The organism is Methanosarcina horonobensis HB-1 = JCM 15518 (genome assembly GCF_000970285.1).
Classification (GTDB): domain Archaea; phylum Halobacteriota; class Methanosarcinia; order Methanosarcinales; family Methanosarcinaceae; genus Methanosarcina; species Methanosarcina horonobensis.
This window is the reverse complement of the sequence record NZ_CP009516.1, coordinates 2,460,829-2,480,235: the sequence shown is the minus strand read 5'-3', so window position 1 is coordinate 2,480,235 and position 19,407 is coordinate 2,460,829. Positions and strand designations below refer to the sequence as shown.

The window sequence follows — 19,407 nt, the reverse complement described above, 5'->3', positions numbered from 1 at the left end:
ATACTATTTTTGTTTATGAATATTTCTATTTGAGTATTTTTCTTATAAAGTCCCATTTATTTAGGAAATATTTTTCTAAATACAAATCAGAGTGAAGTGAATTATGTAAAAAGTATCGGAGACTTGAAACAAATGTCTAACCAAATTGGTAACCTCAGAAAAATGTGATGCAGCTGCCTGTGAATCAACAAGTGACTTCGGGTTCCGATTTATGAATCATTGATAGATCATTTGCTTGTTATAGTTGGAAATGCTCGAGATATGAAAGTTTCTCAGGCAGCGGCAAGAAAGAAAAATAGCAGGTTTAAAGAGTTTTTTAATAGGAAAAAGAAGTCAATTGGAAATTCCTTCCTTTTTTTCCTCATAATTGCAGTTATTCCACTAATTGTTGTTATACGCTCATCAACTGAGAAAATTTCAATCTTAACAATCTTCCTCTTTTGAACTTCTCCCTTTTCATATCCTATCTCATCTTTGTACATCTCATCCTTTGTTATTAGATGTCATATTATTGTTGCAATTTTCTTTGCTAGAGTAATAATCGCCTTTGCGAGAGCACGTGAGAAACAGAGAAATCATGGACTTTTATACCAAGAAGGGAAGATGGCTTAATCGACCATCATGATCCGGAATTTCGGAAGGACAGCTTTAAGAAAGGAAAAAAGAAAAAGAAAACAGAAAAAGAAACATAAGAGTTATTTCCCGTATGCAGGGAAGGTCACAACACCAATTTCCTGAAGTGGTGAGCCCACTGCAAAGTGGTAGAGATCCTGGTACTCAAACCCTTTAAGTCCCAGAGTTTCATGAAGGGGATCATCAAAAAAACAACCTATCCCACAGCCCCTGAAACCGCGAGCTTCTGCTTCAAGGTAAAGGAGTTGTCCCAGGATTCCGCACTCCCAGAAAAGGTAAGGATACATCCAGGAACCAAATGTTTTTAAAGGCTCTTCGAACTCGGAAAGCATGCAGGCGGTAAAACAGGCATCTGCAGCTTTTCTCTGCGCACATGAAAGCTGGGCTGCAAAATCATACAGGTTTTCCTCTACAAGCAGGTAAAGTTCAAGATCATATGGACAGCTTTCAGGCTTTTCCCACAGAAAATCTGACCTGAAATCGGCTTTGAACTCCTCCTTTTCTCCGGGTTTTCTTAGAAACATATAAAGACCCGGAAGAAGTCCCTTTACCCTGTTTACGAAAAGAAGCAGGTGCGCAAATGGCCCAAAAACAAGCGTATTGAAAACCGGATTTTTATCGGGAAGGGTTCTCCGCAGTATACCGTAGAAGCTCTCTTCGTCCATGTAAGCACTGTTATTCATTTCAATAGCACTTCTTCTCCTGTGAATTACGCTGCGCAAAGGAACAGTTTCCAGACCTGAGTGAATTTTATGACCGGAAGCTGCCCCGGATAAACCTGAAACTCGCCTCTCGGGCTTCAATCCCGACTTTTTTTCGCAGAAATGCCCGGTTTCTTCCTTTCGGGTAACTGAAGCAGCCTTTTCAATGTCAACCCATTCTACATGTGCAGGACTCAAACGATTAGGAACACCATTCCAGGAAAGTTTTTCAAAATCGAGAAGTGCGGATAAAGAGATCTTTCCAGAAGGACATTCTTTTCCTGCAGGATAAACTGCAAGCAGACAGGCAGGCTCTTCTTTTTCAGGTCCTTCCCTGCCGGAAATGCCCAGAAGTTTTGCTATATCCTCCGAACCCATATCCATAAGCAGGTCTGTTTTCCAGCCAAGCCCTGCTGCGGCAAAAGTTAGAGCTGCGATAGCATGTCCGAGGTCATGGTTTGCATACCTGAAAGCCCGGACTCCGTATTTCCAGGCAACCCGCCAGTAAATTGAAGTAAGCCCTATGAAAAATGTGCCTTCAGGAAAGCCGGAACTCAACTTTTCCCAGGTTTCCCTGGGAAATTCTGTTCTTAATTCAAGGGCATGCGGCAGAGGAGCGTAATGACAGACAGAAGGTTTTTCCAGAAGATCTGGAACCGGATCGGAAATAAGGTAAACCTCTGTCGGGTGGAGGTTTCCGCTTGAAGGATTGATACGAAGAGCCCACTGCGCACTTCCTGCTTTCTTCCATACCGAGAGAGCAAAGCTGTCAAAAAAAAGCTGAGAAATGCTACTTCGGCTCAGTCCTGAGGGTCCCAGTTTCTCCGGACAAAATGCCTGTTCATAGGCAGGAAAAAGTTCGGATTTTATATCTTCTTCACTCCAGGTATCCAGTTTTAGAACCGGAACTCCTTTATAATTAAGAAAAGGGTCTGGTTTGATTTCCATTTCAAGGAATCGAGGACCTGGAGCATAGGCTTTAAAGCCATGCTTGCTAGCCTGATGATAGGACAGTACGGCTTCAAACTCTGCATTCATAACAGGGCACCAGCTTTGCTACCGAACATTTTACATTGTAAGGATTATGACTTTCATTACTGGAACTCAATGTCAGAGTTCAGTATCCCGTTTTATTTTTTGATTCATGATTATAATCCATTTCTCAAACTTACAGTCCATGATTTGATTTCTATGGAACTTTCAAATTTTGAGGTATCACGCTTTTTTCAGGGCTTTGAGGACGGCCTTCCCGAAGGCTTCTGCACTTTTCGGGTCTCGTCCTGTCACCACCCTGCCCGAAACTACGACGTCCCTGTTCTGATAAACAGCTCCATGCTCCTCAAGTTCATGTACGGTATCCGGGCTATTAAAAACAGTGCTTTCTTTACCTTTCAGAATACCTGCCCTTGCCAGAACTACAGGAGAGATACAGATCGCAGAAACTACCTTTTTCAGGGAATCAGCTTCTTTTACGAGTTCACGCAGGTGTTGATTGTCCCACAGGTATTTCCTTGAGCCTGGTCCTCCGGAAATAACAATAGCATCATAATCATCAATTCTGACTTCGGAGATTCTGATATCAGGCTTGATCGTACCTCCAAGTGTTCCTTTTGCGGTTTTTGCAGACTCGGTCGCAACCGTAACCTTTGCCCCTGTAGCTTCAAATAACTTCTTAGGAATAAAACATTCTTCATCCCTGAACTGTTCCTGGGCAATAACAAGCAAGATCTTTTTACCTTCAGATTCGAGTTCTGTCATCTGGCTACCTCCTGTAAATCCAAAAAGTAAGATCTCCGGCTACTCTCATTGAAAACCAATAGGTATGAAGAATGATAAATCACTGAGAGGCATAAATTACTGAAAGACAGGATTTCACATCTCGCGTTTTTAGTTATTCACCGTATCTGAAAACCTGATCCAATACTTCTACTGGTTCTCTTACCTGAGAGATGAAGTAGACGTGCAATCTTACCTGAACATTAACTCACTCATTAAGGACACTGCAATAACCCTATCCAGGTAAGAGTATATTCCTGGGGATATAAATGGATGTCTTTTCAAAGTAGAAATGCTCTTACATAAAATTAAAGGTTAAAACGTTCAGGACAGAAATCAGATCCAAGTGGAATTATATCACATATATTAAGCTTTATTAAGCCTTTTAGACATATCAACTTCTCTGAAATTAAAATCCTGATACCAGAAGATATATCCCTGCCGAAACCCCTGCTCCTGCAAAGGTTGCAGCGAAATTTACTCCACTGTTTGAGAGCAGACCTCTTTTTTGAAGAGTTGCCCCAAGCAGGCTGTCTATGTTCGTTCCGAAAAAACCTCCTGCAGTGGTAATAAGAACTGAGAGCAAAAAGTCGTTGGAAATACCGAGAGTATAGCCAAGCACACCTATGATTGCAGACCCGAAAATTGCGGCAAATTCGCCAAGCGAGGAAACAGCTCCATCAGCTCCGGGTTCCGAAAGCTTGAGAGTTGTTATCATTCTGGGCTTTCCTTTTGCTGTGGTCCCGATTTCACTTGCCAGGGTATCACCTGTAGCAGTTGCAACAGTACCCATATAGGCATAAATGATCGGAAGACTATGTTCCGGAAAGACACCGTATGCTACTGCCAGGACAAGAGCTGCGGTGCTGTTCGAGAACACGTTTTCATAGCTCCGGATTCCGTCTTTAGCCTGTGCAATTCCTATTGACTCTTTATATGTATACTTGTACCTGGTAAACCCGCCTCCCAGAATAAAGAACGTAAGCAGAAGCAAAAACCAGGGAAGCCCGCTGAATACGATAATAAGGACCCCTAGCAGGGCAGCGCTGAGAAGAGCGGAAACATCGGCAATTTTCGCTCTGTAAGCCAGCGCACCAAGAAAGAGGGAGAAAACGAGAGCTACAAGCATTTTCTCGGGAGGCACCCAGTACCTGAACTCCTCGAAAATCCACATCGTCATCCCCGCTCCTAGAGATACCGAAATATTACTGTCTATCTTTGAAGGAATGGACTCAAAAAGTGAGCCTGTGACTGCCCCGATAACGGCTATGAAAAAGATAAAACTATACGGGATTGGGAGTCTTTGCCAGTAGACAATCCAGCTTGCTGCAAGAAATGCCGCGGTAATCCTTAGTGCGAGAAAAATCGAACTCCATAATATTGAGAAACTTCTCCGCTTCATTCTGCTCTTTCCGGACTCAAAGTCAGCCATGAAGCCTCTTTCCGAAAAAAAAGAGCTATGGTTTCCTACTGCTGCAACTGCAAAGGCGGCAAGAACTATGTAAAACGGAAAGGTATAAGGAAGGTCTTTAGAAACCGAAGAAATAAGCAGCATCAATATGAGGGAAAAAGAAAGGCTGACTGCATCCCTGCTACAGGAAAGAAACTTTCCAGAAAATCTCAGTCCCAGGAAAAGTCCAAGAGAAAGAACGAGGAGGAGATCTACCCCTGCAAAAGGAGCTATCAGAATAATCAGGAAATATAATATATGCATCACAGGAATTCCATGATAGGAACACCCGTTTTCGAGGAGGGGGGTAGCTCTGTTCATTATAGGACATCTTTTGTTTTTTTATTCTTCCTGAGAAGCTAGATAAAATAGGTTTTTCTTTATAAATAGATAGTTGTTTCTCCTTCAGATTATTGTTTAAAAGTAAAACATGATTTAAAAATATTTATGTCTTTTATTACTTGCGCTCGGCGGGATCTTCAAGCCAGAAAAGATTTTCGAGAAACCTTTTGAGTAGCTTCAGAGTGAGCTTCTATACTCTGTTTTCTGAACCAAGAATAAATGTAATTAGCAAAACAGACAGATAATTATTGCAGTTAACAAATCCAGAATGGCTAAGATATAATTTCACTCTTGCTTTGAGGGGAAAAGAATGAAAAATTATGACCTGATTGTGATAGGTACGGGTTCAGGAATGAACTATGTAAACTCGATTATAGATTCGAATCCGAAGATGAAAATAGCTGTTATAGATAAGGATGAGCCCGGAGGGATCTGCCTTACAAGAGGGTGTATCCCTTCAAAGCTTCTGCTTTACCCTGCAGAGCTTGTTAGAGAACTTGAAAGAGCTTCACTTTTCGGGATTAAGCTCGAGATAAAAGATGTCGAGTTTCGCACGATCATGGAAAGGATGCGCAGAAAGATAGGAGAAGAAATAGAGATAATCAGGCGAGGATTAATCGAGAGTCCTGATTTTGATTATTACCCTGAAGCTGCCGAATTTGTTTCTCCATACACCCTGAGGGTTGGAGAAGAAATCCTTCACTCTGAAATGATCTTCCTGTGTACAGGCTCAAAACCTGCAGTTCCGCCTGTTAGAGGGCTTGAGGAAGCCGGTTACATTACAAGCGATACAGTGCTTGAACTCAATGAATGCCCGAAAAGTCTTGCAATTCTCGGGGGAAGTTACATAGGAGCTGAGTACGGGCACTTTTTTTCAGCTATGGGAGCTGAAGTCACGGTCATAGGGAGAAATCCGCATTTTCTTCCCCAGGAAGAACCCGAGATATCCGAACTTGCCAGGATAAAAATGTCGGAATATATGCGGATCCTTACAAACCACGAAGCGATAGAGGTCAGAAAAGAAAATAACGGGCAAAAAACAGTTATTGCAAAGGATAGGGTTTCGGGAGAAGAAACTAAAATTATCGTAGATGAAATCCTTGTAGCAACAGGCAGAGTCCCTAACACCGATATCCTCCATCCCGAAAGGGCAGGAATTAAAACGGATCCTCAGGGATGGATTTTAGTTAACGAGTACCTTGAGACTTCCCAGCCAAATATTTGGGCTTTTGGGGATGCAAACGGAAAGTACCTGCTCAAACATGTAGGAAACTATGAGTCCGGGGTGGTTTACCTGAACGCAATCATGCAGGAAAAAGTAAAGGCAGACTACCATGCTGTACCGCATGCAGTTTTCTCCTATCCGGAAGTTGCAGGGGTTGGGATGTCAGAAAAGGAAGCCATAGAGGAGTTTGGGGAAAAGAGAGTAATCATAGGTTTCAAGCTCTTTGAGGATACCGCAAAGGGAGATGCTATGGAAGCCAGGGACTATTTCGTAAAGGTAATTTTGGACGGACTGGAAGACAAAATCCTGGGCGCCCATATTATAGGACCCCATGCCTCAATTCTTATCCACGAGATTATTCCTCTCATGTATACGGCATCAAGAAGTGCAAAACCGATGATACAATGCATGGATATCCACCCATCCCTAAGTGAAGTGGTCAAGCGAGCATTTTATACCCGGCTGTCACCTGAGCATTATCATCACGTTATGAAACATCTGGGGCTTGAGGAGGATGAAGGCTCAGTTGAAAGTTAAAAGTTTGCTGAAATGACAAACAAAACGTTCAGGGATAGTTAACGGGCTCTGAAACAGAACTTAGAGTAAATAGACAATGGTTAACTCAAATTTAAAATCCTGAACTCTAATCCGTTCAACGTCATTCGCTATACTGAACCGCTCCTGTCACAGCAGAGTTACGGCTCTGCAGTGCGCGGTCCTTTTCATTCGCTCCGCTTCGCTCAAGAGGACTAATTTGGAGGTTAATTAGTTGATCCTGTCAGAACTGAGCTCAAAAGGATTGATCAAAACCTGACCCGTACAACAGTGTTCAGCTATACTAAACCGTTCTTGTCACGCTCGACGAAGGAGAGCGGCCCTGTAGACAAAGAAAAAGAGAAGAAAAAAGAAAGCCAGACAGTAACGTAACAGAAAAAAACTATAGGTAAATCAAGGATAATGTAAGAATTTACCTAGCTGGCAGGCCGGTTACATCTCACTTTACCATTTTTTGATCTATGACTTCATTTTTTAATCAGATCAAAAACCCACCTGCTGACACCTGGAGCAACATTTCCGGCGCGTCTGTAAAATTCAACCTCGAGCCCCAGTTTTTTGTATTCTTCAATCAATTCCGGAATCTGAGACTCGGTTTTAAAAGTGTAGAAATGGATGTATCCGCCTTTTTTAATAAAGTCTGAAACTTCTTCGAGAAAATAATCCAAACCGTAAGGTGTTGGTATGATTGCCCTATCAAACCCGTTTTCCGGAACATGGAGTCCTTCATTTTTTAAAGAACCCGAGTGACAAAGGATAAACTCGGCATCTCCCTGGATAACGGTCACCTTTCCTTCAAGTTTGTTCAACCGGAGATTTTCTTTCAAACAGACACAGGCATCAGGATTTATCTCAATTGCGGAAACCATTGCCCCTTTTCCTGCCGAAGGGAGCACAAAGGGACCCACGCCTGCAAAAGGAACCAAAATAGACTCTCCCGGGAGAACTTTTGAAGCCACACGTGCCCTTTCCCAGTAGAGTCTGGGATTGAAAAAAACCTTTCTTACATCCATTCTGTATGTGTAACCGTTTTCCCTGTGAAAGGTCTCTGCAGATTCTCCGGAAAGAAGTTCGAAGTGAGCTACCCTGCGCTCTCCTTCAAGTTTGCTGACCTTGTTGAGCACAGCACGGGTATTGCCTCTCATAGAAAGAATCTTTAAGACGATAGCCTCTCTATAAGCTCCAAGTTCCGCTGGAATCGAAATTACTGCAATATCTCCGATATAGTCAAAACGTTTCGGAACCAGTGGAAGAAGGGGCTCTTCAATGATTCCTTTCATTGCATCTCGCAGGGTCACTCTATTTCGAAAACTCATCTCAATATACCTCTGCCTGAGAGATTGCAGTCCTTTCATTCGTTCAGGGTTCTCTCAGTTCTCTCAGTATACTCAGGATATAATTATTCTGGCATTTCATCACTTATAAACATTAATTATATTTGACTTTCGACCCTACATTTTCTCTGTTGAAAACAATGTTAATACTCAGAGCTATACAGAGTCACAAAAGGATTGAAATAAAATGATTGAAATTTAAAAATTACAAAAAAAGAGCCTTAAAAGGGAAGACTCGAAAAGGGATAAAGCTAATCCTGAACGCATGCAGGAAAATTTTCCATGAAAATAGTTATAGAAACTCCCAAATACAGTTTTTCGAAGTACAGAAAAACAGAAGAAGGATATGAAAGAGCTTTCTTTTCTCCCCTGCCTACTATCTTTAATTACGGCTTCATAGAAGGTACAACAGGTCCTGACGGCATGGAAGAAGATGTGGTTGTACTCGGTCCCCGTCTCTCAAGAGGGAGCACGTTTGAAAGAGAGAATTTTGACGGGTTGGTAAAGTTCCTTGATAATTCTATCCGGGATGATAAGAGACTGATATATATAAGCGGCTTCTGTTCTCCAGCCCTGTTAGCTTTTTATTTCCGGCTTTACGCCCTTTTCAAGGTTTTTCTCTATGCCTGTCGTGAAAGAAAAATCACAACATGCCGGTTTGAAGGGATTATACTCGAGAAATCAAACTGATAAAACCACAACCTGACAAATTGACCAGGTCTTCAGCTTCCCTCTTTTTCTCCGAATTCTTCTTCGAGTACTATAACTCGTGCATTCGGTGCGTTTTCTTTTACTGACCGGATCCCTTTAATGCAACCTTCCTTGCTTTTATAACCCTGACTTACGGCAATAATCTGCCCGTTTCTTGCTCTCAACCTGAAACGGTATTCTCCGAATTCATCCCGATAAACTTCAAATTTAGCCATTCTATTTCCCTCATTTTACTCTCTCACGGGATTTGCAGGACAGGTTCCAAACGGTCTATTATCGGTCTTTAAATGCTCTTTCCAATTTGTTTCGGAGCATACCGAAGTGTCCGGTGTTTGATTTAAGGTTAAGAAATTCAGGATCCTTCCCGAATGATTTCTCTGAAGAGTTTCCAAATCCTGTAAGAGATTTTGTTTCGTTAAATAAAATAAGAATCTATCTAAAAAAGTATAGGAAACTAAAATCAGGATTAAACGAAAATTTTTATCTGTTAAGCGTATAAATTTCAACTCCTTTAAGCAGGATTCCTGTCACTTCAGTGGCAGGAGGAATGCGTCATCTTTACAATCCCTGCAATAGTACTATTCACACGCAAACTGTAAATACTTTCGTGTGAATGTAATATACTATGGAATCCACTAAAACAATACAACTAAAAATTATAGATGTTGATAATGACTTAGTGGAAACCATGCAGAAATATTCTGAAGGAATGAACTATGTTTCAGAAGTAGTCTTTCAGAATGGAAAAGTAATTCCTGCAAGAAAATTACAGGGAATTGTATATGGTTATCTGAGAGAAAAACTAGGATTAAAATCTCAGGTAAGTTGTAACATCCCTAGACAAGTTGCAGGATCTTATAAAACTCTTTCTGATCAAATTAAATGTAAAAAATCAGAATGGCAGAAGTTAGTTTATACTCCGTCTTCCATGACTCTTTCTTATAAAAGAGATTATACAATAACGGAAGATTCAGTTAGCATAACTACATTTAGTTCAGGAAGGAAAACATACAAAATTCAGAACTATGATTATGCTCTGCAATATTTTAAAGAACCTTGGAAGTTTGCAGCTTCTAAAGTTGTAAAACATTATAACGGAGATTACTATTTCCATCTAACAGTTTCTCAGGAAATAGAAGAACCCGCGATAGAAAAAGCATCTACTTTTATGGGTGTAGATGTTGGAATTAACTATCTTGCTGTTGCTTCTACTACTGACAAAAAATGTAAGTTTTTTGCAGGTGGAGAAATAAAAAACAAGCGTAATATCTATTCTAAAATGAGAGCAAGGTTACAATCTAAGGGAACTTTATCAGCTAAAAGAGTGTTAAAACGCTTAGCAGGTAAAGAGCAACGTTTTATGAAAGATGTTAACCATTGCATCTCTAAAGCTATCGTTAAATTTGCAGTTCACGAAAAGGTATCTGTAATTGGTCTTGAAGATCTAACCGACATTCGAGAGAATACTAATGGAAAACTCAGAAAGAAACAACGTTATTTACATAACAGTTGGGCTTTCAGACAATTACAGAGCTTCGTTGATTATAAAGCTAAACAGTAAGGGATTTTAGTTGAGTATGTTAATCCTGAATACACATCTCAAACTTGTAATAGATGTAACCACATCTCTAAAAATAATAGAAAAGGATTAAGATTCCACTGTGAAACTTGTGGGTTTGAGTTAAATGCAGATTTGAATAGTGCTCGCAACATAGAACATAGAACACGAGATTCCAGGTATATCTTAGAATCTCAGGGATGTTTGTCAACCATCCATACGGATACTTGATATCCAAGCCTCCTCCTTTAGGGGGAGGTAGTTGACTCAGTACCTCGAGTCTATTTAAAAGCCGACTGAATAGTATAATATTTAATAACAAGCAGGTTATACTAAGGTTCTTAATCGGTTATTTTTGACAAAGAAAAAAAGCAGGTTATACATTCTGAGGAGAGCATTACTGCTTAAAACTGCCTGAATTATATAATCTTCCAGAGTTTCCTGACTCTCCAGTGAAGATCACGATCCATTAAGATCCTTCTGATCAGTGATAAACATGGTAAAAGAAATGAAAAAAACCGGAGCATCTGGAGAAGTTCCGGAAATCTGCCGTACTGCTGATACTCATGATAATGCCGCAGAAAAAAAAGTTGTACTCATTATTGCGATACTTGCCGGATTTATCACTCCCTTTGACGGTTCGGCAGTAAACATTGCCCTGCCCACAATTGGGGCAGAATTTCATATGGATGCGATTTCCCTCTCCTGGGTTGCAACCGCCTACCTTCTTTCCTCGGCAGTGTGCCTTGTCCCTTTCGGGAAAATCGCAGATATTTACGGAAGGAAAAAGGTTTTTCTTTACGGCATTGCTATCTTCAGCCTTGCGTCCCTGTTAATGACCATGGTCCCTTCAACTGAAATGTTCATCAGAATACGGGTTTTACAGGGCGTAGGGAGTGCTATGATTTTCGGGACAGGGGTTGCCATTCTTACCTCTGCCTTTCCACCCGGAGAGCGTGGAAAAGTTCTCGGGATTTATATTACTGCGGTCTATCTGGGCCTTTCTCTTGGTCCTTTCCTTGGCGGCATGATGACGCATTATCTCGGCTGGAGGAGTATTTTCTTTGTAAATGTCCCTCTCGGCATCATAACTGTCCTTCTTATTCTCTGGAAGCTGAAAGGCGACTGGCTTGAGTGCAAAGGAGAGAAATTTGACCTGATAGGATCCATTATTTACAGTGCAGCAGTCATTGCTACCATGTATGGTTTTTCAGTTCTTCCCGACATTACGGGAGCTGCTCTCATAGCAGCAGGACTTGGCGGAGTTATTATCTTTGCCTTTTACGAGATGCGGGTACCTTTCCCTGTTCTTGATATTCGGCTCCTCACAAAAAACAGGGTCTTTGCTCTTTCAAACTTATCTGCGCTTATTAACTACAGTGCAACATTTGCAGTGACCTTTCTATTGAGTCTGGATCTACAGTACACAAAAGGTTTTACTCCCGAACATGCCGGGCTTATTCTGATAGCTCAGCCGGTTGTCCAGGCAATTATTTCTCCTGCTGCCGGAAGACTCTCAGACAGGATTGAGCCGCGCATCGTTGCATCTGCGGGTATGTCACTCACATGTTTAGGGCTCTTTCTTCTGATCTTCCTTACAGAGACTACTCCAATATGGTACCTGATTATCTGCTTGCTGGTGCTTGGTGCAGGCTTCGGGCTCTTTTCGTCCCCCAATACAAATGCCATTATGAGTGCGGTTGATAAAAGATTCTATGGTGTCGCATCAGGAATGAACGGAACTATGCGACTCCTTGGTCAGATGCTCTCGATGGGTATTGCGATGATGATCTTTGCGATTGTTATCGGTCCGGTACAGATTACACCCGAGTATTATCCCCAGTTTATTTCGAGCCTTCATTATGCGTTTATCCTGTTTACGATATTCTGCATTATCGGGGTATTCGCATCCCTGGTGAGAGGAAAAACAGGCCTGGATCATACTGGTGTGTCTGGAGTGAATAAAAAATCCTTACGGTGAATGGAACCCGAGTATATCTCAATTTTATATACTTTATCCGACATTTTCTGATAAGGAGTTATAATATCTACAATCTGGAGGGTTTTTATTTACTGTCACATATCCAGAGCAAGACTGTGTCTTGATAAAGCGCTATTGAAATGCAAAATACGACTGACTTATTGTTACCAGGGGGAATACTAAGTGGATCTTTTTGGCCAGAATAAAGAGAAAGGGGACCATGTTTCCGGAATTGACAGGGGTAAGGTCATAATGTACGGGCTGAGCACCTGCGTATGGTGTAAAAAAACAAAAAAACTGCTCACCGATCTGGGCGTAGATTTTGAGTATGTTTTTGTGGACAGGCTTGACGGAGACGAAGAAAAGGAGGTTATCGAGGAAGTAAGGCGTTACAACCCCTCGACTTCTTTTCCCACTACTGTCATAAACGATGAAAAGGCAATTGTGGGTTTTAAAGAAAAAGAAATTCGTGAAGCTCTTGGCTTTTAAGGGGGACTCAGGTTGAAAGAAGAGGAAGCTTCCGAAGAAGGCATATCAGAAGAAGAAGTTGATAAAGTTTATAGGCGGCTGAGAGACCAGGTTGAGAAGTCAGGCTATCACCTCAACCCTGATGTTGAGTTCACAAAAGACCTTGTACGTGGGCTACTGGCAAATGAAAGGCGCTACGGTTACTGGTCCTGCCCGTGCAGGCTCTCTGCCGACAACAAAGAAGAGGATCTTGATATTATCTGTCCCTGCTATTACAGAGATCCCGATCTGAACGATTACGGAGCCTGTTACTGTGCGCTTTATGTGTCTGACGATGTCATTAGAGAAGAGAGAAGGGTTGAATCGATTCCTGAGAGGCGCCCTCCTAAGGAACAGAGAGATGCTGAGAAAGCCGAAGAAAAGAAGAGAGAGGAGATGATGGATACCATGGAATTTTCAGGGGAACTTTCAAAACCGGTATGGAGATGTAAGGTCTGCGGATATCTCTGTGCCATGGATGAGGCTCCAGGAGTCTGTCCTATCTGCAAGGCAAGGAAAGAAAGGTTTGAACGGTTCATGTAACTGCTAGATGCAGCCTCTTTCTTTTTCTTATTTTTCAATTGAAACTTTTTTCCTCTCTTTCAAAGAGAGCATTTTTATTCATTTTTAAGCTGTCTGTTGCTTTTTTTGGTCTACTTTCTAATTATTTCTGAGGCGGTAGAGAAAACTGCTTCTCGTCAATCAGTCAATAATAAATACTTTAAAATTAAATATATACAGTCAGAGATTATATGATAAGCCATAACCCACACTTCGTCACCGTTACAGCACAGCAAAATGATGAAAGTATTGTTCTGTCCGAAACAAAGAGAGCAATTAAATCTCTGGACAATAAAGAAAGGACTTTTGAGCTTTTTGAGGAAATCTTTAAATTAGGTAAAACTGAAGACCTGGTTCTGTATCCTATAATGTTTTTGCAAACTTCGGATGCTTCAAAACCCGGAATTGGGCGCCTGATTATTACTACTGCAAGGAAGTTTTACAAACCTTCGGAGCATATCGTTGCTATTGCAGTTAAATACCGTCTCAGTGGTGTATTTAGAGATGAAGGACTCAAATACCTTCGAAGCCGCATCTTAGAAACGAAAGATCTGCATTTTGTCGGGGCTTTCCATAAGAAGTTCGAAGATTCTCCATGCACGATACAGGTCTGTACTATGACTGAAAAAATGTGGAACGATTATTGCGATTCTGTACATACAGACTCAAAGGATAATTTCGGGAACACAGGCTTTAGCCCTTTATTGCTCGTGTAACATTACAGAACACATGATCCGTACGTTCAATAGATTTTGTATGCATGTATTTTCGGACATTTTTCTAATCTTTGTTTTTTACTTATATTTCTCCTTTGTCATAACTTTTCGCTTTTTTTGCATTTCAACCGTGCCGTTAAAGCGAGTCACAACAAGCGAGTCACAACAATAGTTTTATCCATTATAAAAAAATATTAACTAATGGGGGTAATTTTTATGGAAACAATGGACGCACTTTTAACCAGAAGAAGCATCCGAAAATATTTGCCGGATCCGGTCAGCAGAGATCTAATTGAGAATATCCTGAAAGCAGGCATGAGCGCACCATCGGCAGGAGATGAACAGCCCTGGCATTTCATTATAATTGACAGGCATGATCTGCTTGAAAAAATCTCGGAAATACATCCTTATGCAAAGATGCTGAAGAATTCTCCGGCAGCGTTACTTATCTGCGCAGACCCTGAAACTCCTAAATTTAAAGAGTTCTGGGTTCAGGACTGCTCGGCTGCAAGCGAAAATATGTTGCTCGCTGCTCATGATCAGGGGCTTGGAGCTGTCTGGATAGGGATTTACCCGGCTGAAAAACTCGTCACCGGAATAAGGGATTTGCTTAACATTCCTGAGCAGATGATTCCTTTTTCTGCAATTGCAATAGGTCATCCGGCAGAAGAAAAAACAGGAAGATCAAGGTATGAAGTCTCAAGAATTCACGACAATTTATGGTAAAGCCTCCCAGAACACAGGTTAAAGAGCAAATTGGAGGCTTTTTCTCTACATTCTTACTTTTTAAGTACCTTTTAGTTTTTCTATGGGTTTATATCCGTTTATGGTATTAAATCGGGTATATTAGACAGAATTAGACAGAATATCCTGATATTTATCCGGGAAATTTGCTATAAACATTCCATTATACGATAATAGAAGGTGAATTTATGGAAAAGAAACTGTCACTACTACTTGTTTTATTTATGATACTTTTTTCCGTGCTGCCTTTTTCGGCAGGAGCTGCAGATGAAGAGAATTACCTTGAATATACGAGTTCAGGAAACGCTTTCGGTGCCGGAGATAACCTTCAGATCGACCAGGATATCCAGGGAGATCTGGTGCTTGCAGGGTCCATGCTTGAGATAAACGGAAATGTTACGGATGACTTCATCGGCGCTGGCGGGGAACTGATTGTTAACGGGGACGTTTCAGGAAATATCATGGCATTCGGAGGCACTATCAGGGTAAACGGAGACGTCGGTGGAGACCTGGTAGTAGCCGGAGGGCAGGTTTTTCTCTCTCAGGACAGCACGGTTGAAGGAGATATCCTGCTGGCTGGAGGGGAAGTCACTCTTAACGGGGTTGTCAACGGGGACGGTTCGGTTTCTGCCGGAACCCTCAGGACAGGAGAAAACTTTGAGATTAAAGGGGATCTTGAACTTGAAGCTGACAACTACCCTGTTGATCTTGAGGATGATGTAGGGGGAAACCTGAGCATCACTACCAGAACCGGAGCGCAGGAACAGTATGCAGGCGCTGAAGGTTTCAGTGTTTTCTCCTTTATCCTGGGTCTGCTTGCAGCTCTTGCTCTGGGCTTAATTCTTATCTATACCTTCCCTGTTTTCGTAACCGAACTTGCGAAAGTTGTGAGATTCTCGACGCTGAAAGCCGGCCTGGTGGGTATTTTGCTCCTTATTCTCATCCCGGTGCTCTCTATAATTCTACTAATTACATTCTTCGGATGGAGTTTATCTGTCCTGCTGATCTTGCTCTTTATGCTCGCATTGCTTATCGCTACGATACCGGTCAAACTGCTTGCAGGCGCAGCGATTTACATTAAGGTTTTCAAAAAAGAAGCCAGTAAGATGACATATTACCTTGTCGGAGCGATTGTGTTTGCGATAGTGTATCAGATTCCTTTTCTTGGCTGGCTCGTACGTTTTATAGCAGTGCTGATAGGGCTGGGAGCGATAGGGATCTGGCTTGGAGGGAAGGCAAAACCTGAAAGGTAACTGACGGCTTTCAGGCAATCTATTTTTTCCGCGAGTTAAAGGAGATTTAGGGAAGAACTTCTTCCCGGTATTTTTCGACTCTCTCGAAAAAAATGATATAGAATACCTGTAAGGAGTCTTAACGGACATAGAAAGACTAACAGAGGACTTCGAAATGCCTTTTGCGGATATAGCAGCGAGCCATGAGCCTACGATGAATTTCGGGGTAGATGTTGTTGGATATTGCCGGGATTTGGCATGGCTCAAAGAGGATGTAAAAGTAGAGTTTGAGATAGTAGAGTTTGAGATAAAAAAACAGCATAAGAAGAAGCATAGCATAATAAGAAACTCAGAGGCGCTGTTTACTGTATCCCCTATAACTGTTTTTAAGCAAAAATAATTTAACGTAAAATTTCAAGTTTATTGGACATTTTTTTCTTATGCTATTTCTACTATTTTCAATAGTACTAAAATCTTAGATATGGTACAATTTTTTAATTAAATTGAAATTTCAGATTAGAAACAATCTTTCGCATCAATTATGATATATATTACCCTGTTATTATATATACCTGGGTTAAGGGTAATAGGGTTTCCTCTTAATCTTTGTGTTGGACCGCAGGCAGGGACCTCGAGAATAGGGACTCGAACCCTACCATCTACTTATGAACTAGTTTTCTGAAGTATTCCGAAAGCGTTCAAGTAAGTAATTGAAGAAAATGAAAGACTTGAAGATATTAACGAGGTCATAACAATGGAAAAAGAAGCATATCTGACATTTGAGGATCATGAAGATTTCCGAAGGGCTATTGAAGAAGAGCTTCAGGATAGAAAGGAATTACATAGAATGCTCGCGAGAGCATAACTTACTTTTTGTATTATTTACTTTTCTGCATCCTTCCCGTATAATTAAGAAGCTCTGGAAGAGTATAGCAAAAACACACAATTAGAGATTATAACAATTTTTTAATAATTTTTTAATAATTTTTTAATAATTTTTTAATAATTTTTCCTGCCAGATACGTATATATTTCAGGCATGAGAATCCTGTTCATACATTGAGTGGATAGATAAACATAATTATCATTATTATTTGGACTATTGCATACTGTCCCTTTACTGGATGACGGGTTTGGGTTATCTAAACAATCAATTCTGGGCGGATCTTTTTTTGTTTTATCTAACTACGCTATTAATCTCCAGTGTGCGGCACACAGCCAACTGTATCTAAGTATTTTTCAATTCCCAGCCTATCAATAAGATCTCCGAGCCTCTCTCCGTCAAGGCTCTCTCTCCTGTAATACTCAAAGGTTTTTTCAAGAATTGAAAAAAGCTGCTCCTTGTCCGCAAGCCCAAGAAGTTTTATCCCCTGCCTGGGCTGACGTCCTGCCCTGCCTCCGACAAAGATTGTACATCCGGTTTTTTCTGCTCTGAGTGCATCTTTCCGGCAGGCTGCAATGCAGGCTCCGCACAGGATGCATTTTTCCGTGTCTATCCAGGCTTTGTTTTCCAGGACTTTTATTGCCCCCATCTTACATGCCTTTTCACAAAGCTTGCAGCCAACGCAATTTTCTTCGAGGATTTGAGGTCTTACCGTGCCCATGATCCCGAAATCGTTGTCCTGAGGTCTCACACAGGCTGAGGGGCAGCCTGTTACTGCAATCTTGAGCTTCTTCGGGACAGCCTCCCCAAAATATTTTTCATCGATTATGCGTGCCAGCTCCTGGCAGTCGACTAGCCCGTGTCTGCAGACCCTATCTCCCTGGCAGGCGACAACGGCTCTTACTCTCTTTCCGGCAGCGCCTCCTGAGATACCCAGTTTTTCAAGTTCACTGATTGCTGCTTCCGCATCTTCAAGTTTGACAAAAGGAACCTCAATCTGCTGCCTTGAGGTTATATGAACATAGCCGGAGCCGTATTTCTCGGCTGCATCTGCAATTGCCCGTAGTTTTTCGGCATCCAGATTCCCACTCACGACTTTCAGCCGCATTGAAAACATATTTTCCTGCCTCTGAGGCAGAAAACCTTTGCTTTTGAGTGAAGAAAAGTCAATTTTTTTATCAGCCATATAAAGTCACTTCACTTTAAGAGGCATGATCTATGGTATATATCAATATTGTGAATTATATAATTTACATAAAAAGTTAGAGAAAAGAAAAGACATTGAACTGCACAACCGCCATATAAAGTCCTGTGCCTGCAAAGATACTTAACATGGCATTTCGTTTCCAGAAGTGCAGTCCTGCAACAACCCCTATTGTGAAAAGCTCCGGAACCCCGTAAGGAGCTGCAAGAAACTGCACATCTTTCAGGCAATAAATAACTAGAAGGAGAAGGATCATTGGAGGCAGATTCTTTTCAATAGTTGAGAGCATTGCCGGAGGCTCTCTTGAGCCAAAACACAGGAAAGGGAGAACCCTTGTAGTAAAAGTCGCAAGGGCTATTACCACTATGGTTACAAGCATTTGAAGGGTTTCGTTCATCAGTTTTCCTCCTTTGAACCATCCTGAACCTGAACAGGCTGAGCTGCCACTGCATTAGGTTTCCTCATTCCTTTATTCGCACTTATATTTCCCTGCATCAATTTTTCCCTGCCCATCAGAATAAGAGTCCCCAGAATAATTGAAATCAGCAGCATGTTGTCAGGACTGAAAAGTATGAGGGAGAGGGCTCCTGCTCCGACTGCGGCTATGAAAGGAAAGCGTACGCTAGAATTGAAATATTGTTCTATGGTCAGCACCACAAAGAGGGCTGTCAGCACAAAAGCCATACCCTCAAGGTTGAGGTCCAGCAGAGAGCCAAGCACTGCTCCGAGTACGGACCCTGTAATCCAGTAAAGATGGTCGAGAGCTGCAATATATAAGTAAAATCTTGACTTTGACCCGCCTGCAGGAACTTCGGTTGTAGTCAGAAGGGCATAGGTTTCGTCAGTTAATGCAAAGATAAGGTAAGGCTTGACTTTCCCGACGCCGGAAAACTTTTCCAGCAGGGACAGCCCATAAAATGAATGTCTGAGATTAAGAAGCAGAGTAGCTATGACAAACTCCGTAAGCCCGGCTCCTGCAGCAAGTAAAGCCACTGCCAGAAACTGGCCCGCACCCGCATAAATAAGGAGGCTCATAAGGAAAGCATAAATCCAGTGGTAACCTGCTCCGTCAAGCAGGAACCCAAAAGCCATTCCGAGAGGTATATATCCGAGAAATACAGGAATTGTGGTCTTGAGGGCGCTCACAAAAAGGTCTGTATTGCCTTTCCGTTCTTTGCGCCTTTTTACCTCCTTTTCTGTCATACTATCTCTTCTGTTACCTTTTTGCTGCAGTTTTCCTTGAAGAATGAAAAACAAAAATTGTATTTATCATATTTAAAATTAATGAATATATG

At 41.5% G+C, this 19,407-nt stretch carries 19 protein-coding genes and 2 pseudogenes; 12 read left to right on the top strand and 9 right to left on the bottom strand.

Annotation, left to right across the window (positions count from 1 at the left end; translation table 11 throughout):
• Positions 1-136: 136 nt before the first annotated feature.
• A pseudogene (locus MSHOH_RS26025) lies at positions 137-270 on the top strand (IS110 family transposase); the annotation flags it as partial.
• 74 nt (positions 271-344) lie between these two features.
• On the opposite strand, the pseudogene MSHOH_RS22800 reads toward MSHOH_RS26025, so the two are convergent.
• The 4 genes and pseudogenes from MSHOH_RS22800 to MSHOH_RS10835 form a co-directional block, all read right to left on the bottom strand.
• Positions 345-551 (bottom strand): annotated as a pseudogene (locus MSHOH_RS22800) (IS110 family transposase); the annotation flags it as partial.
• A gap of 144 nt (positions 552-695) precedes the next feature.
• Positions 696-2,372, bottom strand: a complete 1,677-nt coding sequence (locus tag MSHOH_RS10845; RefSeq protein ID WP_048139579.1) for a SagB/ThcOx family dehydrogenase — start codon at positions 2,370-2,372, stop codon at positions 696-698.
• Positions 2,373-2,549: 177 nt separating this feature from the next.
• Positions 2,550-3,092: a DJ-1/PfpI family protein gene (locus tag MSHOH_RS10840; RefSeq protein WP_048139577.1), complete on the bottom strand. Its 543-nt coding sequence runs from the start codon at positions 3,090-3,092 to the stop codon at positions 2,550-2,552.
• Positions 3,093-3,519: 427 nt separating this feature from the next.
• Positions 3,520-4,881, bottom strand: a complete 1,362-nt coding sequence (locus tag MSHOH_RS10835; protein ID WP_048139575.1) for a TIGR00297 family protein — start codon at positions 4,879-4,881, stop codon at positions 3,520-3,522.
• Positions 4,882-5,212: 331 nt separating this feature from the next.
• On the opposite strand from MSHOH_RS10835, the gene MSHOH_RS10830 reads away from it, so the two are divergent.
• A complete protein-coding gene (locus tag MSHOH_RS10830) occupies positions 5,213-6,664 on the top strand; it encodes a dihydrolipoyl dehydrogenase (RefSeq protein WP_048139572.1) in 1,452 nt (483 codons plus the stop codon).
• Between the two features lie 485 nt (positions 6,665-7,149).
• Here MSHOH_RS10830 and MSHOH_RS10825 read toward each other — a convergent pair whose 3' ends face one another.
• Positions 7,150-7,998 carry a class I SAM-dependent methyltransferase gene (locus tag MSHOH_RS10825; RefSeq protein ID WP_048143387.1) on the bottom strand — a complete coding sequence of 283 codons (849 nt, stop codon included), beginning with the start codon at positions 7,996-7,998 and terminating at the stop codon, positions 7,150-7,152.
• Between the two features lie 300 nt (positions 7,999-8,298).
• On the opposite strand from MSHOH_RS10825, the gene MSHOH_RS10820 reads away from it, so the two are divergent.
• Positions 8,299-8,706 (top strand): inorganic diphosphatase, encoded by a 408-nt coding sequence (locus MSHOH_RS10820; protein WP_048139570.1) that lies wholly within the window; start codon positions 8,299-8,301, stop codon positions 8,704-8,706.
• A gap of 32 nt (positions 8,707-8,738) precedes the next feature.
• Here the strand turns inward: MSHOH_RS10820 and MSHOH_RS10815 are convergent, their stop codons facing one another.
• Entirely contained in the window at positions 8,739-8,942 is a 204-nt protein-coding gene (locus tag MSHOH_RS10815; RefSeq protein ID WP_048139568.1) for a YegP family protein, read from the bottom strand.
• Between the two features lie 410 nt (positions 8,943-9,352).
• On the opposite strand from MSHOH_RS10815, the gene MSHOH_RS10810 reads away from it, so the two are divergent.
• From MSHOH_RS10810 to MSHOH_RS10775, 9 genes are all read left to right on the top strand, one after another.
• Positions 9,353-10,288: an RNA-guided endonuclease TnpB family protein gene (locus MSHOH_RS10810; protein ID WP_239451339.1), complete on the top strand. Its 936-nt coding sequence runs from the start codon at positions 9,353-9,355 to the stop codon at positions 10,286-10,288.
• A gap of 3 nt (positions 10,289-10,291) precedes the next feature.
• Positions 10,292-10,516, top strand: coding sequence for a zinc ribbon domain-containing protein (locus tag MSHOH_RS25190; RefSeq protein WP_275425582.1), 225 nt, complete (start codon positions 10,292-10,294; stop codon positions 10,514-10,516).
• A 265-nt stretch (positions 10,517-10,781) separates the two neighbouring features.
• Complete coding sequence (locus tag MSHOH_RS10805; protein WP_048139566.1) at positions 10,782-12,266, top strand: MFS transporter; 1,485 nt, start codon at positions 10,782-10,784, stop codon at positions 12,264-12,266.
• A gap of 183 nt (positions 12,267-12,449) precedes the next feature.
• A complete protein-coding gene (locus MSHOH_RS10800) occupies positions 12,450-12,755 on the top strand; it encodes a glutaredoxin family protein (protein WP_048139564.1) in 306 nt (101 codons plus the stop codon).
• A gap of 12 nt (positions 12,756-12,767) precedes the next feature.
• Positions 12,768-13,316, top strand: a complete 549-nt coding sequence (locus tag MSHOH_RS10795; RefSeq protein ID WP_048139562.1) for a ferredoxin-thioredoxin reductase catalytic domain-containing protein — start codon at positions 12,768-12,770, stop codon at positions 13,314-13,316.
• Between the two features lie 209 nt (positions 13,317-13,525).
• Positions 13,526-14,050: a hypothetical protein gene (locus MSHOH_RS10790; protein WP_239451338.1), complete on the top strand. Its 525-nt coding sequence runs from the start codon at positions 13,526-13,528 to the stop codon at positions 14,048-14,050.
• A gap of 216 nt (positions 14,051-14,266) precedes the next feature.
• The gene (locus MSHOH_RS10785; RefSeq protein ID WP_239451337.1) at positions 14,267-14,776 is read left to right on the top strand and encodes a nitroreductase family protein; all 510 of its coding nucleotides are present in this window, start codon (positions 14,267-14,269) and stop codon (positions 14,774-14,776) included.
• 206 nt (positions 14,777-14,982) lie between these two features.
• A complete protein-coding gene (locus MSHOH_RS10780; protein WP_048139558.1) occupies positions 14,983-16,047 on the top strand; it encodes a hypothetical protein in 1,065 nt (354 codons plus the stop codon).
• Positions 16,048-16,201: 154 nt separating this feature from the next.
• On the top strand, positions 16,202-16,426 hold the full coding sequence (locus MSHOH_RS10775; RefSeq protein ID WP_048139556.1) for a hypothetical protein: 225 nt from the start codon (positions 16,202-16,204) through the stop codon (positions 16,424-16,426).
• A gap of 792 nt (positions 16,427-17,218) precedes the next feature.
• On the opposite strand, the gene MSHOH_RS10770 is transcribed toward MSHOH_RS10775, so the two are convergent.
• The 3 genes from MSHOH_RS10770 to MSHOH_RS10760 all read right to left on the bottom strand — a co-directional run bounded on the left by MSHOH_RS10770 (position 17,219) and on the right by MSHOH_RS10760 (position 19,315).
• Complete coding sequence (locus tag MSHOH_RS10770; RefSeq protein ID WP_048139554.1) at positions 17,219-18,094, bottom strand: 4Fe-4S binding protein; 876 nt, start codon at positions 18,092-18,094, stop codon at positions 17,219-17,221.
• A gap of 76 nt (positions 18,095-18,170) precedes the next feature.
• Positions 18,171-18,509, bottom strand: coding sequence for a branched-chain amino acid transporter permease (locus tag MSHOH_RS10765; RefSeq protein WP_048139552.1), 339 nt, complete (start codon positions 18,507-18,509; stop codon positions 18,171-18,173).
• Positions 18,509-19,315: an AzlC family ABC transporter permease gene (locus MSHOH_RS10760; RefSeq protein WP_082089321.1), complete on the bottom strand. Its 807-nt coding sequence runs from the start codon at positions 19,313-19,315 to the stop codon at positions 18,509-18,511. Before MSHOH_RS10760 ends, MSHOH_RS10765 begins: the two co-directional genes overlap by 1 nt.
• Positions 19,316-19,407: the final 92 nt, after the last annotated feature.

Coding starts and splice junctions, on each gene's coding strand:
- MSHOH_RS10845 (WP_048139579.1), bottom strand. CDS start 2,372: ATGAATGCAGAGTTTGAAGCCGTACTGTCCTATCATCAGGCTAGCAAG.
- MSHOH_RS10840 (WP_048139577.1), bottom strand. CDS start 3,092: ATGACAGAACTCGAATCTGAAGGTAAAAAGATCTTGCTTGTTATTGCC.
- MSHOH_RS10835 (WP_048139575.1), bottom strand. CDS start 4,881: ATGAACAGAGCTACCCCCCTCCTCGAAAACGGGTGTTCCTATCATGGA.
- MSHOH_RS10830 (WP_048139572.1), top strand. CDS start 5,213: ATGAAAAATTATGACCTGATTGTGATAGGTACGGGTTCAGGAATGAAC.
- MSHOH_RS10825 (WP_048143387.1), bottom strand. CDS start 7,998: ATGAGTTTTCGAAATAGAGTGACCCTGCGAGATGCAATGAAAGGAATC.
- MSHOH_RS10820 (WP_048139570.1), top strand. CDS start 8,299: ATGAAAATAGTTATAGAAACTCCCAAATACAGTTTTTCGAAGTACAGA.
- MSHOH_RS10815 (WP_048139568.1), bottom strand. CDS start 8,942: ATGGCTAAATTTGAAGTTTATCGGGATGAATTCGGAGAATACCGTTTC.
- MSHOH_RS10810 (WP_239451339.1), top strand. CDS start 9,353: ATGGAATCCACTAAAACAATACAACTAAAAATTATAGATGTTGATAAT.
- MSHOH_RS10805 (WP_048139566.1), top strand. CDS start 10,782: ATGGTAAAAGAAATGAAAAAAACCGGAGCATCTGGAGAAGTTCCGGAA.
- MSHOH_RS10790 (WP_239451338.1), top strand. CDS start 13,526: ATGATAAGCCATAACCCACACTTCGTCACCGTTACAGCACAGCAAAAT.
- MSHOH_RS10785 (WP_239451337.1), top strand. CDS start 14,267: ATGGAAACAATGGACGCACTTTTAACCAGAAGAAGCATCCGAAAATAT.
- MSHOH_RS10780 (WP_048139558.1), top strand. CDS start 14,983: ATGGAAAAGAAACTGTCACTACTACTTGTTTTATTTATGATACTTTTT.
- MSHOH_RS10775 (WP_048139556.1), top strand. CDS start 16,202: ATGCCTTTTGCGGATATAGCAGCGAGCCATGAGCCTACGATGAATTTC.
- MSHOH_RS10770 (WP_048139554.1), bottom strand. CDS start 18,094: ATGGCTGATAAAAAAATTGACTTTTCTTCACTCAAAAGCAAAGGTTTT.
- MSHOH_RS10765 (WP_048139552.1), bottom strand. CDS start 18,509: ATGAACGAAACCCTTCAAATGCTTGTAACCATAGTGGTAATAGCCCTT.
- MSHOH_RS10760 (WP_082089321.1), bottom strand. CDS start 19,315: ATGACAGAAAAGGAGGTAAAAAGGCGCAAAGAACGGAAAGGCAATACA.